General features: G+C 67.8%; 14 protein-coding genes. 7 read left to right on the top strand and 7 right to left on the bottom strand.

What is annotated here, in order from left to right:
- The first annotated feature begins 36 nt into the window (after nt 1–36).
- On the top strand, nt 37–240 hold the full coding sequence (locus J2Y58_RS02475) for a winged helix-turn-helix domain-containing protein (protein ID WP_310098172.1): 204 nt from the start codon (nt 37–39) through the stop codon (nt 238–240).
- A gap of 84 nt (nt 241–324) precedes the next feature.
- Entirely contained in the window at nt 325–1,425 is a 1,101-nt protein-coding gene (locus J2Y58_RS02480) for a PLP-dependent aminotransferase family protein (RefSeq protein WP_310098174.1), read from the top strand.
- A gap of 422 nt (nt 1,426–1,847) precedes the next feature.
- Here J2Y58_RS02480 and J2Y58_RS02485 read toward each other — a convergent pair whose 3' ends face one another.
- Nucleotides 1,848–2,864 (bottom strand): aldo/keto reductase, encoded by a 1,017-nt coding sequence (locus J2Y58_RS02485; RefSeq protein WP_310098177.1) that lies wholly within the window; start codon nt 2,862–2,864, stop codon nt 1,848–1,850.
- Nucleotides 2,865–3,015: 151 nt separating this feature from the next.
- Here J2Y58_RS02485 and J2Y58_RS02490 point away from each other — a divergent pair, with 151 nt between their 5' ends.
- From J2Y58_RS02490 to J2Y58_RS02500, 3 genes are read left to right on the top strand one after another with little or no spacing between them, the layout of a single operon-like run.
- On the top strand, nt 3,016–3,912 hold the full coding sequence (locus tag J2Y58_RS02490; RefSeq protein ID WP_310098180.1) for an AraC family transcriptional regulator: 897 nt from the start codon (nt 3,016–3,018) through the stop codon (nt 3,910–3,912).
- 40 nt (nt 3,913–3,952) lie between these two features.
- Nucleotides 3,953–4,870 carry a helix-turn-helix domain-containing GNAT family N-acetyltransferase gene (locus J2Y58_RS02495; protein WP_310098183.1) on the top strand — a complete coding sequence of 306 codons (918 nt, stop codon included), beginning with the start codon at nt 3,953–3,955 and terminating at the stop codon, nt 4,868–4,870.
- Complete coding sequence (locus tag J2Y58_RS02500; RefSeq protein WP_310098186.1) at nt 4,867–5,424, top strand: GNAT family N-acetyltransferase; 558 nt, start codon at nt 4,867–4,869, stop codon at nt 5,422–5,424. Before J2Y58_RS02495 ends, J2Y58_RS02500 begins: the two co-directional genes overlap by 4 nt.
- Before the next feature lie 44 nt (nt 5,425–5,468).
- Here J2Y58_RS02500 and J2Y58_RS02505 read toward each other — a convergent pair whose 3' ends face one another.
- Entirely contained in the window at nt 5,469–6,632 is a 1,164-nt protein-coding gene (locus J2Y58_RS02505; protein ID WP_310098189.1) for an MFS transporter, read from the bottom strand.
- A gap of 98 nt (nt 6,633–6,730) precedes the next feature.
- Here J2Y58_RS02505 and J2Y58_RS02510 point away from each other — a divergent pair, with 98 nt between their 5' ends.
- Complete coding sequence (locus J2Y58_RS02510) at nt 6,731–7,633, top strand: LysR substrate-binding domain-containing protein (protein WP_310098191.1); 903 nt, start codon at nt 6,731–6,733, stop codon at nt 7,631–7,633.
- Nucleotides 7,634–8,114: 481 nt separating this feature from the next.
- On the opposite strand, the gene J2Y58_RS02515 is transcribed toward J2Y58_RS02510, so the two are convergent.
- Nucleotides 8,115–10,379 carry an EAL domain-containing protein gene (locus J2Y58_RS02515; protein ID WP_310098193.1) on the bottom strand — a complete coding sequence of 755 codons (2,265 nt, stop codon included), beginning with the start codon at nt 10,377–10,379 and terminating at the stop codon, nt 8,115–8,117.
- A 242-nt stretch (nt 10,380–10,621) separates the two neighbouring features.
- Nucleotides 10,622–11,554, bottom strand: coding sequence for an alpha/beta hydrolase-fold protein (locus J2Y58_RS02520; RefSeq protein WP_310098196.1), 933 nt, complete (start codon nt 11,552–11,554; stop codon nt 10,622–10,624).
- 117 nt (nt 11,555–11,671) lie between these two features.
- Here J2Y58_RS02520 and J2Y58_RS02525 point away from each other — a divergent pair, with 117 nt between their 5' ends.
- Entirely contained in the window at nt 11,672–12,217 is a 546-nt protein-coding gene (locus tag J2Y58_RS02525; protein WP_310098199.1) for a cupin domain-containing protein, read from the top strand.
- A 286-nt stretch (nt 12,218–12,503) separates the two neighbouring features.
- On the opposite strand, the gene J2Y58_RS02530 is transcribed toward J2Y58_RS02525, so the two are convergent.
- The 3 genes from J2Y58_RS02530 to J2Y58_RS02540 form a co-directional block, all read right to left on the bottom strand.
- Nucleotides 12,504–13,322, bottom strand: coding sequence for a hypothetical protein (locus J2Y58_RS02530; RefSeq protein WP_310098202.1), 819 nt, complete (start codon nt 13,320–13,322; stop codon nt 12,504–12,506).
- 101 nt (nt 13,323–13,423) lie between these two features.
- Nucleotides 13,424–14,353, bottom strand: coding sequence for a hypothetical protein (locus J2Y58_RS02535; protein WP_310098205.1), 930 nt, complete (start codon nt 14,351–14,353; stop codon nt 13,424–13,426).
- A 66-nt stretch (nt 14,354–14,419) separates the two neighbouring features.
- On the bottom strand, nt 14,420–14,971 hold the full coding sequence (locus tag J2Y58_RS02540) for a hypothetical protein (RefSeq protein ID WP_310098208.1): 552 nt from the start codon (nt 14,969–14,971) through the stop codon (nt 14,420–14,422).
- Nucleotides 14,972–14,974: the final 3 nt, after the last annotated feature.

Here is a 14,974-nt window from a genome sequence, read left to right on the forward strand (position 1 = left end):
ATCGTGCCGAACCGTATTGGTGGAAACAGCAGCACGATGGGTATCCAACCCGACGAGACCCGCACCGGCATGGTGGTGCGCACGATCCGCGACCGCATCGAGGCGCGGGCGTTGACGCCGGGGGCGCGGCTCCCGTCGATCCGCGCGATGGCGGAGACGAGCAACGTCGCGCGCTCGACGGTGGTCGACGCCTATGACCGGCTCGCTGCCGAGGGGGTGATCCGGTCGCGACCCGGATAGGGCTTCTATGTCGCCGCACCGCTCGCGCCGCTGGCGCTTGACCGGCTCGGCGCCCCGCAGGAGCGCGAGGTCGATCCGTTGTGGATGCTGCGACAGTCGCTGAGCGAGCAACGGCATGACCTGATGCCGGGATGCGGCTGGCTGCCCGACGACTGGCTGGCGAGCGACGCGTTGCGCAAGGCGATGCGCGGCGCCGCGCGGGCCGGCGGCGACGGGGCGCTGGCCGGCTATGCCTCGCCACGCGGCTCGCTGCCGCTCCGTGTGCTCTTGGCGCGGCGGATGGCGAATCAGGGCGTCGAGGTCGGTCCCGACCAGATCCTGCTGACCGACAGCGGCACCCATGCGCTCGATCTCGTCTGTCGCTTCCTGCTGCAACCGGGTGACGCGGTGCTGGTGGACGATCCCTGCTACTTCAATTTCCTCGCGCTGCTGCGGGCGCACCGGGCCGAGGTGATCGGCGTGCCGATGACGCCGACGGGACCCGATGTCGCCGCCTTCGCCAAGGCCGCCGCGGTGCATCGCCCCCGGTTCTATCTGACCAACTCCGGCATCCACAACCCGACCGGCGCCGCGCTCGGCGCACCGACCGCGCACCGCCTGCTGAAGATCGCCGAGGCGCACGACATGGCCATCGTCGAGGACGACATCTTCGCCGATTTCGAGCATGCGGCGTCGCCGCGTCTGGCGGCATTCGATGGCCTCGACCGGACGATCCGGATCGGCAGCTTCTCCAAGTCGCTGTCGGCGGCGGTGCGCTGCGGGCATATCGCCGCGCGGCCCGACTGGATCGCGGCGCTCGCCGACCTGCGCATCGCCACATCGATGGCGGGCAGCCCGCTGACGGCCAGCCTGCTCCATGCGGTGCTGACCGACGGCAGCTATCGCCGCCATGTCGAGGGCGTCCGCGCCCGGCTCGCGCGTGCCACGGCGCGGGTGAGCCAGCGGCTGCGCGCAGTCGGCATCGAGCCGTGGATCGAGCCGGCGGCGGGCATCTTTCTCTGGGCACGGCTGCCGGACGGCGTCGATGCCGTCGACCTCGCCCGCCGCGCCATCGCCGACGGCATCGTGCTGGCGCCCGGCCCGGTGTTCAGCACCAGCGGTCGCTGGCGCGACCACATGCGGTTTAACGTCGCGATGAGCGACGACGATCGCCTGTCCGCGTTCCTGGAACGCGCGCAGCGATAGCCGCCGACGCGAACGTAACCGTCGCGGCGGTGCGGAGACGTCGAATATTGATGACGGACAGCCGCCGCATCGTATGCGGGCCAATATTTCCGGCGCAATTCCGCGTCATCGGGGGAAGATCAAAGCGATGCTGGTGCACGGCCCCGGTTGCCGGAGACGGACGGCGCCTCGCCACGCGCTCGGATCATACGCGGGCGCTTGAAAATAGCGGAGTTGCACAGCGAGGCGTGCAAAAGGGTGCTCAAAATGGCAAGGGGACGATGATCGATCGGTGGCACGCTTTTCATCAAGGCTACTGTCGTGAGATCGGCGGGCTGGCGGGCTTGGCATCCGGCATGACTGACGCCTGCGGCCCGCTTGTCGCGCTGGAGCCACGGTGGTCGCGCATGGTGAAAGCACCAACCCGTTACTCCAGCAGTTGCTCACGCGCGATAGCCGCCTTGCCGTTCGAGCATCCAGCCGGGATATTCCGCCGGCAGCTTCGTCACCGCGTCCAGCGCGGCGAGATCGTCGGCATCAAGCGACACTTGGGTCGCGGCGATATTGTCGGTGAGCTGGTCGACCCGCTTCGCCCCGACGATCACGCTTGTGACCACCGGCTGATGGAGCAGCCAGGCGAGCGCCACCTGTGCGACGGTGCAGCCCTTCGCCGCGGCGCTGCGCCGCATCTCCGCCAGCGCCGCGGAGCCGCGGGTGCGGTCGACCGGCGGGAAGTCGAAGGTCGCACGCCGTCCGTCCGCCGCCTTGCCCTCATCGTCATACTTACCCGACAGGTAGCCGCCGGCGAGCGGGCTCCACACCATCAGCCCGATCTTCTCGGACCGGAGCATCGGCACGATCTCGCGTTCCAGATCGCGACCGACCAGCGTGTAATAGGCTTGGAGCGACAGGATCGGTGCCAGCCGGCGTGCCTTGGCGATACCGACCGCCTTCACCACCTGCCACGCCGCCCAGTTGGACAGGCCGAGGTAGCGGACATGGCCGTGGCGGACGAGCGTATCGAGCGCCTCCAGCGTCTCCTCGATCGGCGTCGCGGGGTCGAAGCCGTGGATCTGGTAGAGATCGATATGGTCAAGGCCGAGCCGTTGGAGGCTCTGCTTGCACTGGCTGATGATGTGCGAACGCGAGGCGCCGCGCGCGTTGGGGCCGTCGCCCATCGGCCCCAGCACCTTGGTCGCGACCACGACATCGTCGCGGGCGACGCCAAGGTTCTTCAGCGACTGGCCCAGGATGCGCTCGCTCTCGCCGCCCGCATAGACATTGGCGGTGTCGATGAAGTTGATGCCGGCGTCGAGCGCGGTCTTCACCAGCGCGTCGGCCTCCTCCTGCCGGAGCTGCCCGATCTGGCCCCACATGCCCTCGCTGCCACCGAAGGTCATCGTGCCGAGGCAGAGTTCGGACACGAAGAGGCCGCTGTGGCCAAGCTGGCGCATACGCATGGATCGTTCTCCTGATGGGATCGGATGCAGGGGGAGATAGGCGCCGAACGCGCGGCTTCGCGACGCCGATCCGATCAATGTCCTGCCCGATCCTATCAACGTGACCGACAGGCCCGTGCATCGGTGCGGGTCACGCGCTAGCTTGCAACCGATGACGACGCTGACCGACCTTGCCCCGCTGATCGAGCGCCACTGGTTCGCGCATGGCCGCGAGACGCCGATCGACGGGTTGCTGCTCACCCGCGCGGAGACGCCGAGCGGCATCATCCGCTCGGTCTATCGCCCGTCCTTCTGCCTCGTCGTGCAGGGCGCCAAGACGACGATTGTGGGCGAGACGCCCTATCGCTACGCCGCCGGTCAGTGCCTGCTCGCCTCGGTCGACCTGCCGGTGACGGCGCGGATCACGCAGGCGAGCGCGCAGGTGCCCTATCTCGCGCTGTCGCTGGCGATCGATCCTGCCGTGGTCACCGAACTGCTGGCCGACCAGGCCGGGGCACTAGTGGACGCGCCGGCTTTTGCCGCCCTCTCGACTGCCAACCACGACCCCGCGCTGTGCGATCCTCTCAGGCGGCTACTCGACCTGCTCGATGCCCCGCGCGACGCGCTGGTGCTCGCGCCGTTGGTCCGGCGCGAGATCGTGTGGCGGCTGCTGGGCGGTGCGCTGGGGCCGGCGCTGCGCCAGATCGGGCTTGCCGACACTCACGCCGCCAGGATCGGCCGCGCCACCGCCCACATCCGCGACCATTATGCCGAGACCTTGCGTGTGGCCGATCTGGCGGCGCTGGCCGGCATGAGTGTCCCCGGCTTCCACCGCCACTTCAAGGCGGTGACGACCATGACGCCGGTGCAGTTCCAGAAGCAGGTCCGCCTGCAGGAAGCCCGCCGCCGGCTGATCGCTGCCGAGGAGGTCGCCCGCGTCGGCTTCGCGATCGGCTATGAGAGCCTGTCGCAGTTCAGCCGCGACTATCGCCGCCTGTTCGGCGCACCGCCGGGCAGGGATGCCGCAGCGATCCGCGAGCAGCTCGTGCCGGAGCCAGCGCTACCCTGATACTTGACTCCGTCAACTAATCGGGCCCAGCTTGCCGGCCATGGAAGACGCAGACGTCACCGCGGTCCGCCGGTTCAACCGCTTCTACACGCAGACGATCGGCGCGCTGGATGCGCACTTCCTCGGCACCGATGCGAGCCTGCTCGAAGCGCGGCTGCTGTTCGAGATCGCGACACGCGAGCCCGTCACGGCCAGCGTGTTGCAGGATGTGCTGGGCATGGACGCGGGGTATCTCAGCCGTATGATCGCACGGTTCCAGGCGCGCGGCTGGGTCGTTCGCGTGGTGCGGGCGGATGATGCGCGCGCCCGGGACCTGCGGCTGACCGAGACTGGACGCGACGCCTTCGCGATCATCGACGAACGCCAGCGTGCTGCCGTCAGCGATCTTCTGGACGAGGTAACGGGTACGAGCCGGCGCGACCTCGTCGAAGCGCTGACCCGCGCCCGCCTGTTGCTTGACCCGGCGTCGGGCGGACCGTTCCACATCCGGCCGTTCCGGACAGGCGAGCCGGCGCTGATCGCTGCCCGGCAATCGGTCCTCTACGCCGAAAGCCATGGCTGGGGGCGCGAGCTTGAGGTGATCGAGGGCGCAGTGACCGCAGCCTTCCTGCGCGACTTCGATCCCGCCCGCGAGCAATGCTGGGTCGCGGAGATCGACGGCGTGATGGCCGGCGCCGTGTTCGTGACCGACGAGGGTGACGGTCTCGCCCGCCTGCGCCTGCTCCACGTCGAATTCTTCGCGCGGCGGCGCGGGATCGGGGAGGCGCTGGTCGCGCGATGCGTCGGGTTCGCGCGCGAGGCCGGCTACACGGCGCTGACGTTGTGGACGCATAGCGTGCTGCAGTCCGCTCGCCGCATCTATGCCGCGCAGGGCTTCCGCTGTGTGGAGATGGCGATGCACGACCGGTTCGGCGTGCCGCTCCAGGGAGAGACGTGGCGGCTGGAGCTGGTGGCATGAGCGATGCCCTGACGATCCGCCGGGCTGTGGAAGACGATCTGGACGCGCTGCGCGACTTGACGACCCTGGCGATCGAGCGCGGTCAGGCGGCAGTGCTGACACCCGCTCAAATCGTCGCGAGCCGCGCCGTGATGGGGCTGGATACGCAATTGGTGCGCGACGGCACCTATTTCATCGTCGAGGAAGACGGCGTGGCAGTCGGCTGTGGCGGATGGAGCCGGCGCGCCACGCTCTATGGCGGCGATCACAGCGCCGGACTGCGCGACCCCGCACAGCTCGACCCGTCCCGCGACGCCGCCCGTATCCGCGCGATGTACACCCACCCCGATCATGTCCGGCGCGGGATCGGGCGCATGGTGCTCGACCGGTGCGAGCAGGCCGCCGCGGAGGCGGGCTTCACGGCCGGTGAACTGATGAGCACGGCCAGCGGCGAGCGGCTCTACGCCGCGTCCGGCTATCGCCCGCTCGAACGCGCCGACGCGAATGTGGATGGCATTGTCGTGCCGTTGATCCGGATGCGGAAGATCCTTCGTCCGGTCGGAACCGGCGGGTGACCCGCTGGCCTGCGCCTCCCTGCGGGGCGGGCGCAGGACAGCTTTCAGACCGGGCAGGCAGCGGCGCGGGGCTGACGCCGGAACGCCAGCAGCATCGCCAGCGCGACGACCGCCATCGCGGCGCCTGCCAGCGATACGACGGGCAGGCCTAGTCCGGCGCCGATCACCCCGCCACCCAACGCCGCGCCGATCGCGTTGCCGAGGTTGAACGCACCGATGTTCATCGCGGAGGCGAGGTTCGGCGCGTCGGCCGCGGCATCCATCACCCGCATCTGCAAGGGCGGCACGATGGCGAAGCTGGCGATGCCCCAGATCAGGATCGCGGCGGCAGCGGTGACGGGCCATTGCATCAGTACGGTGAAGGCCAGCAGCGTGACGGCCAGCGCCACCAGCATCAGCGTCAGTGCCCGGTCCACCGAACGGTCGGCGAGCCGCCCGCCCAACGCATTGCCGATCGTCGCACCGACGCCGAACAGCATCAGCATCGCGGTGACATAGCCGGTGGAGCCATGCGTCACGTCGCGCAGGATCGGGACGATATAGGTGAAGACGGTGAACACGCCGCCGAAGCCGATCGTGGTAAGCGCCAGCGCCATCAGCACTGGCCCGCGCTTTAGCACGCGCAGTTCTGCCCGCATGTCGCCGCCCTCGGTCGGCGGCAGCGCTGGCAGCGCGAGGCGAAGCGACAGCATCGCGACCGCGCCCACGCCCGCAATCCCGGCGAAGGCGGTGCGCCAGCCGAGCACCTCGCTCGCCCAGGTCGCGAGCGGCACGCCGCCAATCGTCGCGACCGTCAGGCCGGTGAACATTGCCGCGACGGCCCCGGCGCGTTTATCCGCAGGCACCAGCCCGGCCGCCACCACCGATCCGACGCCGAAGAAGGCGCCGTGGTTGAACGAGGTGACAACGCGCGCCGCCATCAGCATCCAGTATCCGTCGGCCAGCGCCGAAAGCGCGTTGCCGAGCGTGAAGATGCCCATCAGCGCGATCAGCAGCGTCCGCCGGTCGATCCGGCCGGTGGTCAGCGTCATCAGCGGCGCGCCGATCAGCACGCCCATTGCATAGGCGCTGACCAGCAGGCCGGCGGCGGGGATCGACACGCCGAGGTCGCCGGCGATGTCCGGCAGCATGCCCATCGGTGCGAACTCGGTCACGCCGATGCCGAACGCGCCGATCGCCAGCGCCAGAAGGGGTGGATGAAGACGCATGGCGCCCGCCTTTCGTTGTTGCGACCGGTGAGATGATGACTTGCGTGCGTCTCGTGTAGCCGCAGAATGGGACCAGCTCTTGTGCCTGGGAATCACAGATGGACGTTACCGGAAGATCGGGCGAGATGGCGGTGTTCGCTGCTGTCGCGGCACAGGGCAGCCTGTCCGCTGCCGCACGCAGCTTGGGACTGACGCCATCGGCGGTCAGCCGGATCGTCGCGCGGATCGAGGCGCGGCTGGGCGTACGGCTGCTGGTCCGCACGACGCGGGCATTGGCGCTGACCGCCGAAGGGCAGGCCTATCTGCGCGCCGCCCGCCGCATCCTCGCCGACATGGCCGAAGTCGAGGATGCCATCGCCGATCAGGCGAGCCCGCGGGGGCGACTGCGGGTGACTGCCTCGCTGGCGCATGGACGGCTCTATGTCGTGCCGCTGCTCGGCGACTTCACCGCGCGCTATCCCGGCATCGTCGTCGACCTGAACCTGTCGGACCGGATCGTCGATGTGCTGGGCGGGCAGGCCGACGTCGCGGTGCGCTTCGGCCAGCTCGCCGACAGTCCGCTCACTGCGCGCAAGCTGGGGGAGACGGGACGGGTGGTGGTCGCCTCGCCCGGCTATCTCGCGCGACACGGCACGCCGCAGGTGCCCGACGACCTACTCGGCCACAACTGCCTGAGCTTTAACTTCCGCCGCGCCGAGCCCGGCTGGCCGTTCCGCGAGGACGGGCGCGACCGCGCGCTGGCGGTGACGGGATCGATCGAGGCGAACAACGGCGAATCGCTGGCGCAGTTGGCCCGCGCGGGCGTCGGCATTGCGCGGGTCGGCCGGTTCGCGGTGGAGGAGGACCTCGCCAGCGGTGCACTGGTGCCGCTGCTGGAAGCGTTCAACCCGCAGGACCGCGAGCCGCTCCATGCGCTGTTCGTCGGCGGCTCGACGACGCCGGCACGGGTGCGGGTGTTCGTCGACTTCATCGTTGAGCGGCTTGCTGCCCGGGTCGACTAAGAGGTCTCGGGCCAGCTTCTGCCGCCCAGCGCGATGATTACGCTTGATCGCTTGACCGAACTGGCCGGCGGCGGTTGGGGCGTGCAGCGAGCGCGGCGCCCACCGGGTCGCCGCGGGTGTTGCCTGGAACGCGCGCAGCGATAGCCGCCGACGCGAACGGGCCGTCGCGTTGATCCGAGAGGTGGAGCGCGTACGGTAGTGAGCGACGAGGAAAGCGGCCGGATAGTGAGGGAGGAGGAGATTCAGGCGCAACAGCGCGGTTTGGCGGGAGTGCCAAATCACGGTGCGCCGCCGGTACCTGATCGGCCGCGGCGGGGTCTTCCAACCTGACGGTTTCCGGAAGGCGGTTCGTGGGGGGTATTGTGCGGATCGCGGCCAAACCTCAGCGCAGACGCGCTACCTCACCGCCGCCACCACTGCCGCGCAGCGGCTTCGTGCTGGGGGTCTAAGTGGCTTAGCCCGACGGAGAGACGAAACGCTCCTAGGCGGCTTGCTCAAGTCGCCCCAGCAACGGCCGCAGCGCCGCGGCGGGCACCGCTTCCGAAAAAAGAAATCCTTGTAGCTCGTTGCAGCCGGCGTGCTCCAAAAACGCGCGCTGCAATCCAGTTTCCACTCCCTCGGCGGTAACCAGAAGCCCCATCGCGTGCCCCAGCCGCACAACGGCGTGGATGATCGCCGCCGCGTCATCCGCCTCCCCCAACCGATGTATGAAACTGCGATCAATCTTGATTTTGTCGACTTCAAACTTGCTCAGGTAGCTTAGGCTTGAATATCCCGTGCCGAAATCGTCGAGCGCAATGCGAAAGCCTGCGCGGCGTAGCGCGCTCAATGTCGTACGCACTACTTCGTCGTTGTCCAAGAGGACGTTTTCGGTCACCTCCAACTCGATCTGTTGCGCGCGCGCTCCGGTTTCGCGTACGATCGCGATCAACTCGGCAGCCAGCGTGCGCGAGCGGAACTGCACCGGTGAGATGTTGACCGCGACCGAGAGACCGGGCCAGGCCACCGCCACTCCGCACGCATCCCGCAGCACGCGGCGGGTCAGCGCACCGATCAGGCCGCTTTCTTCGGCGACGCTGACGAAGGCGGCCGGAGCCAGGGCGCCGCGCCGCGGGTGACGCCACCGGAGCAACGCTTCCACCCCTATCACGCTCGTGCCGCTTCCATCCATCTGGGGTTGATAGTGTACGAGCAGCTCATCGTCGCGCTCGATCGCCGCGCGTAGATCCTCCTCAATCTCTCGGCGCAGCTTCACGCTCTCGTCCATGTCCGCGGCGAAGAAGCGGTAGCCGTTCCGCCCCTCCGCCTTGGCGCGATACATGGCGATATCGGCGGTCCGCATCAGTTCGGTACGGTCACCTCGTCCGTCACGGAAGCATGCGATGCCGATACTGGCGCCTACATGTACGTTTGTGCCCAGCACCACGAACGGCTCCTGGATGGCGGACACCATGGCGGCGGCGACCGCTTCGATCGCGGACTCGTTTGCGCGGGTACTCAGCAAAACGGCGAATTCATCGCCGCCAAGCCGCGCGACCAAATCGCCCGGAAGTACCAGCGCCTCGAGCCGCATCGCCACCTGCCGGATGAGGTGATCACCGCCCAAGTGACCCAGCGTGTCATTCACCTGCTTGAAGCGGTCCAGGTCGATGAGCAGCACCGCGCTCACGCTTTCGACGGCGCCGGTGCCGAGCATGTCGTCGAGTACGGTGATCAGCCGCGCGCGGTTCGCAAGCCCGGTCAGCGTGTCGTGATAAGCCAAGCGATGCGCCTGTGCTTCTTTGGCCTGCAGCTCAAGGTTTGCAACCTGCAGCTGTTCGAGCGAGGCGGCATCCTTTCGCAGCAAGTGCCCAACGCCGACGAGCAGTGCGGCGACAGTGGCCAGCAACCCGGCAAGCACGGCCGCGGCCGTCGGTACCATCGCCTTCCACACCGTCTGCCCGGGTCGATCCGGACGCCAAGCGAGCGTGCCGAACGATCTGCCATCCTCGTTGGTGAGCGTGACGCCGTGCTCCGACGGTCGCAATCCACCTATCGTAGCGCGCGCGCCGGCCAGCAGTTGAACCGACGCCAGCCGTTGCACGAATGAATGGTCAAGATACCGGACACTCAGCAACAGCGGCGCTGCTCCTGGCGGCGCGCCGCCGTCACTGCCGTCGGGGATGATCCGCATCACGCTGACCGCGGCCGGGCGGCCATCCACCGGCATCGTGCTGGTGGCGTGGATCGCGCTGGGTGAGGTGCGGACCGTCGCCTGATATGCGATCGGTCGGCCGGGTAGCCGCTCATGCCGGTTCGGCGCGCGCCGCGTTCGCTCACGGACGGCGTTGATCAGCGGTGCCGCGGCATGTGTATAGATGCCAGCCGCGCGGTCGAGCGACGTCGAACGCACGCCATCTTGCATCATGTAAACCGGTGAATCATTCGGTGAAAGGATGATGTCGACATCATGGGCAAAAACGTAGTTCAGCCACGTTCCAGCGTTGATGTCGACCCAATCCCAGTTCGGCTGCGGCTTGTAGAGTTCGCGTAGCAACGGGCTCCAGATCGCAACTCCGGCCTGGCTCTGCGCCAGCTCGTCCAACAAGTCATCAACCGCAAGTCGCGCCTCATGATCCTGTCGCGTCGCTGAGACCAGATCCGCCTGCCTTGCCGCAGCATGTAGCGCGTAGAAGACCGTGCCGGTCAGGCCAAGTGCCAGCAATGCGACTGGCAAGGCCACCAGCCCCACGAAGTTCCAGCGCATGTGCGTGGCCAATTTGAACCGGTATGCGCGCAAGTTTCTGAACTCCCCCGCGAAATCTCTGCCGGAGAAATCTCAACGGCTGGTTAACGCGTGCGGGAGGTTCGGCTTCCGAGATAAGCAAACGTCGATGAACGGCAGTAGGCAGACCACATCGACTGTCCGGTGGTGGTCAGATAGGCGTTGTTGTTGACCATCGCTCCATAAGCGGTCGTCGCATGAGATCGTGGCGACGACATTTGACGCTAGCGCTGTCCGCGCCAGATCCAGCGAACCGCAGCCGGCAGCAATGCACCTGCGTCTGCGTCTGAGTGCACACCGTCAGTCCAAACGTGATTGATCTCGTAGCGAGCGTCCGTTTTTTCGTCCGAGGCGGCGTGCGCATTCGCCCATTCGAGCGCTTTGAGCATCTGCTGGTTCGCCAAAAACCAGTTGCCGTGTTCATTGTCGAGGTCGTTGCGACCGTCCTGAAGAAAGATACGCAGCGGCTTGATCGGCGATTTTCGGATCAAGGCGGGGTATGTGTCGCCTCCATAAGCGACCGGCGTGCCGTTTGCCCCCAACTTCAGCCCGATCGATGTGTAGCTGCCGATGAAGCTAAGGACGTTCCCAAACGCATTGGGATGCCGCCATGCGACGGTCCAGGCCGCGATCGCGCCGCTCGAAGTGCCGCCGATCGCACGCCGTCTCGGATCGCTCGTGAAGCGCCATCGCGTCGCGACGGCCGGCAGCAATTCGTTCAGGGTCAATCGTGCATAGTCATCGGAAATCGAATCGTACTCTTCCACGCGGTGATCGGGATTGTTCATTCCAAGATCGTCGGGATAGTGGGCAGCTCGATGGCCGGGTGTGACGAAGATGCCCAGCGTTGACGGTATGTCGTGTCGACCAATCAAGTCGTCGAGCACTGCTGGAAGCCGGAGTGAACCGCTCGGGTTTACCGCACGTTGCCCATCTTGGAAGATCAGGAGGTTCGGCGGTCGAGCAGGGTCGTAGTCTGCTGGAACGTACACCCAGTAGCGCCGCACTGTGCCGGGATAGACGCGCGAGTGCAGTTCGAACGGACCTTGAAGCTGTGACGATGTGCGTGCTGTGACTGGTTGCGAAGGCGGCGTTGCAGCATGGAGGGCGCTTGGCCCTGCCGTGATCATTGCTGCCGCAATCAGCGCTGCTCGCATGAGTCTCTCCTCTTCGCCCTCCGATTGTGGATCTACCTCAATCGAATGGCAGCCGATTGTCAGAAAAACGAGCGATCGCAAACACTTTCGTTGCGGTTGGCATCCGCTGGTGCGAGCATGGGTACCTTCAAGATCGAGGCGCACATGCAGATAATCGGCAGCAAGATCGTGGCGGCACTACTGCTCTCGTCATGTGCTGGAGCCGTGGTGTCCACCGCCGCTGTGGCTCAGTCGAAAGTCGAAAAGGGCTCAGACGCAGCAGGCGATTTCGCCAGCGGCCCGGCAGTCCGTGAGCAGCTCGCATCGATGCTCGCGGAGATGAAGCCGGGGCAGGGGTTCGCATGGCGGCCGTTGGTGCAAGATGGTCCGCGTGTGGCGGCGATCGAGGTTTGGAAGACGCCGGGAAGGCCGGCCGTTCATCCCACGGAGGCCGAATACGCCATCGTTTTGGAAGGCGCGGGCACTCTCCTGTCGGGCGGCAAATTGATTTCGCCGGTTCCGCGTAGAGAAGGGCTGGTCGAAGGCGACCGCATCGAGGGCGGCACGGCGCGATCGCTTAAGGCAGGTGATGTGTTTCTCGTCCCGGCGGGGGTGCCACACTGGTTCGGGATCACGGGCGACCACCTCGTGCTGCTCGGCACGAAGATGCCGGGAGGTCAGTAGCGAACGAGCATCGCTGCTCTTCCATCGTCGAAGCTCTTTCAGTGCTCGGAGCGTGGCCGATGAGAACGGCTCCGTCGAACCGAATGCACCTGCTGGTAAACGGCGGACGGTGGAGTAGGGCGGGGTCATACCTCGCCCGCGCAAGCCCGCCTCACCGTTCCGCTACTTCAACTCCTCGCCCGAGGTGATCCGGCTGGTGGCGCCGATGTACGTGCGGTTTTCGCTGAGCCTGCCTAACGTGGCTTCAGACTGACAGCACCGAAGCGCTCGAAGCGCGGTCAGGCGCTCAGCGTCGCGCGTCGAGCGTTTCCAAAACTGCAGCGGGCGGCGGCGTGGCGCCCACTTTCGCGAGGGCGGCGGGCGGCCAGCGACGCTCCCGGATCGCCGCCTTCACCTCGGCTGGAGCCGGCGCCGGCCACGGCGCCCCGCTGGCGCGCAGCTTCGCCACCAGCCGTGCGCGTGCGGCTTCTTCTTCGGGCGACGTCAGCTTCAGCAGCTGGCCGATACCATAGGCCGGCAGGGCGCCGCCTGCACCGACAGCCCATGGATTCGCTCCCGCTTCGACCAGCACTTCGGCCACTTGCATCGAATCCATGTCGACCGCGTCCTGCAACGCGCTGCTGCCGGTCGCATCGACGCGGTCGACCTGCGCCTTGGCGGCGATCAGCAGCTTGGCGGCGGCCGGATCGGCGACGCGCGCGGCGGTCCGCAACGGCCATGGCGCATTCGGCCCGCTGGGGTCCGGGCGCGCGCCGGCCGCCAACAGCGTCCGCATCGCCGTCAGGTCGTGGGTGCCGACCGCCGTGTCCAGCGGCAGGCCCGGCACTGCGCCGTCCGGTGCCGCGCCCGCCGCCAGCAAGGCGTCGAGCATCGTCGCGTCGCAGCGCGCGACCGCGATCGACAGCAGGTCGCCCCATTGGCCATCGGGGCGGAAGTCGGGATAACGGGCGGGGGGAACGTGGGTCGTCAGAAGCGCCGGGTCGCGCTGCGCCAGCGCGCGCACCTTGGCGGCGTCGCCGGCGAACACCGCAGCGACGATGTCGCGTCCCGCTTGTCCGTTCGTTACCGCCTTCAGGATCAGGCGTTCGTCGAGCTTCATGGTCATGCCAGGCCCCTTGCAGTCGTGGGCCGCCGTGGGTGCGGCGCGCGAACATGCCGATGCAGGCACAAGGCCTGAGAGCGCCGCCGCCAGAAGGACGAAATGCTTCAGCGCGGCAGGCTCGACAAGACCCAGTCCATGCCGTGCCGGTTTATCGGCAGCATCGGGCTGAGATTTCGCTCGAACCAATTCAATCCCTCCGGCGCCACGGCGTCCATTTCGTGACGCGTACCATAAGCCTCGGGGAGGTCCAACAGCACCGCACCGGCCGCCGCCCCGCCCGGACCGCCGGTCAGGATCCCGCCCAGCACGCCGCCGAGCACCCGGTCGCCGCCGTCCTGGATGCTCGATAGGATCTCGCCGTCGACGTACCACGCCTGGACCGATGCCGTCGTGCTGGTGCCGTTGGCGGCGCGGATCGCGTCGCCACGCTCGATCGTCGCGTCGTGGAGTCCGGAGGCGTTGAACGTATCGGCGGGGCGTCCACCGGCGATCGCGGCGGCGGAGGCAAGCCCGCCGCCCAGAGAATGGCCGGTGAAGGACACCTGCTCCGCCAGGTCGGAGCGCCCGATGCGCTCGCCGATCAGGAGGGCGGAGCGATAATGCGCGGAGTCGGCGCCGAACGCCTGTTGTGCGTTCGTCGTCCAGTCGGCGAGGCTTTCGAAGCGCGTGCCGCGCATTGCGATGACGTAGCGCGTGTCGTCGCCGCTTCCCTCGGCATAGACGCGCGCGCGGAAGTCACCGGCTTGCAGGACGGACGGGTCGAGGTTGAGGTCGTGCAGCTCCGCTTCGCTGGCGACGCGAAAGCCGGCGGGCGGGGCGGCGGTGTCGTTGTAGACGTCCTGCGCGAGCAAGGCATGCGCGCGCAGCTCGGCAGGGTCCTGCGTCGAGGGCGCCGCGGCCGGTCCGGCGAGCATCCGTGCCGCCGCGCCGGCCAGCGGCGGGATCGTTCCCCAGTTCGACGACAGCTGAAGCGCCGGGATCGGCGTGGTCGCGCGTACCGCGGGACTGAGCGTATTCGCCTGGCCGATCTGCATTGTCACCTCCCTGACCGTGGGAGCGACGATACTCGGTCGCGGCGGGGCTGGCTCTAATCGAAACGCTTAGGTTCGGCCGCCGAGTGCCAGCGCGCCGACCGCGATGCCGGCATCGTTCAGGTGCCGCGCCAAGCCGGGAAGGCGATCGGCATAACTGGGGTCGCCGCCGCCGACCTCCAGCGAAATGTCGAGCGTTCCCGCGGCGTTGCGTACGAGCCGCGCACCGGTCGCGGGCCAGGCGTCGCTCCCGAAGCGGACGGAAATCTCGCGCGATCCCTTGCCGTTCTCGCGGGTCCACAGGTCGGCGAGCAGTTGTGCGAAGGCGGCGGGATCGACATGGGGTGCGGGCATCGTGGGGACGCCGACGACGGGCGCGGCGAGTTGTCCGGCGAAGGACTGGCCGCCCGACTGGCCGCCGGTGTCGCGGTCCTCGTCGCGGTGGATGCCGTGGCGATCGTCGGTCGCCAGCGCGCCGGTGCGTTCGCGCGCTTCGCCAGTAAGGGGGCTGGCGGTTTGGCGCGCCGCGTCCTTGCCGGTGGCGATCTTGGCCGTGGCGGTGCGCGGAGCGGTGCCGTCCGGTTGCGTCTTGGCGCGTGCGCGGGCGAAGGCGTCGCTCATGGC

Origin of the sequence: Sphingomonas sp. BE138, from assembly GCF_031456125.1 — a bacterium.
Classification (GTDB): domain Bacteria; phylum Pseudomonadota; class Alphaproteobacteria; order Sphingomonadales; family Sphingomonadaceae; genus Sphingomonas.

Coding starts and splice junctions, on each gene's coding strand:
- J2Y58_RS02505 (WP_310098189.1), bottom strand. CDS start 6,632: ATGCGTCTTCATCCACCCCTTCTGGCGCTGGCGATCGGCGCGTTCGGC.
- J2Y58_RS02530 (WP_310098202.1), bottom strand. CDS start 13,322: ATGACCATGAAGCTCGACGAACGCCTGATCCTGAAGGCGGTAACGAAC.
- J2Y58_RS02490 (WP_310098180.1), top strand. CDS start 3,016: ATGACGACGCTGACCGACCTTGCCCCGCTGATCGAGCGCCACTGGTTC.
- J2Y58_RS02485 (WP_310098177.1), bottom strand. CDS start 2,864: ATGCGTATGCGCCAGCTTGGCCACAGCGGCCTCTTCGTGTCCGAACTC.
- J2Y58_RS02525 (WP_310098199.1), top strand. CDS start 11,672: ATGGGTACCTTCAAGATCGAGGCGCACATGCAGATAATCGGCAGCAAG.
- J2Y58_RS02480 (WP_310098174.1), top strand. CDS start 325: ATGCTGCGACAGTCGCTGAGCGAGCAACGGCATGACCTGATGCCGGGA.
- J2Y58_RS02475 (WP_310098172.1), top strand. CDS start 37: ATGGGTATCCAACCCGACGAGACCCGCACCGGCATGGTGGTGCGCACG.
- J2Y58_RS02520 (WP_310098196.1), bottom strand. CDS start 11,554: ATGCGAGCAGCGCTGATTGCGGCAGCAATGATCACGGCAGGGCCAAGC.
- J2Y58_RS02495 (WP_310098183.1), top strand. CDS start 3,953: ATGGAAGACGCAGACGTCACCGCGGTCCGCCGGTTCAACCGCTTCTAC.
- J2Y58_RS02510 (WP_310098191.1), top strand. CDS start 6,731: ATGGACGTTACCGGAAGATCGGGCGAGATGGCGGTGTTCGCTGCTGTC.
- J2Y58_RS02500 (WP_310098186.1), top strand. CDS start 4,867: ATGAGCGATGCCCTGACGATCCGCCGGGCTGTGGAAGACGATCTGGAC.
- J2Y58_RS02540 (WP_310098208.1), bottom strand. CDS start 14,971: ATGAGCGACGCCTTCGCCCGCGCACGCGCCAAGACGCAACCGGACGGC.
- J2Y58_RS02515 (WP_310098193.1), bottom strand. CDS start 10,379: ATGCGCTGGAACTTCGTGGGGCTGGTGGCCTTGCCAGTCGCATTGCTG.
- J2Y58_RS02535 (WP_310098205.1), bottom strand. CDS start 14,353: ATGCAGATCGGCCAGGCGAATACGCTCAGTCCCGCGGTACGCGCGACC.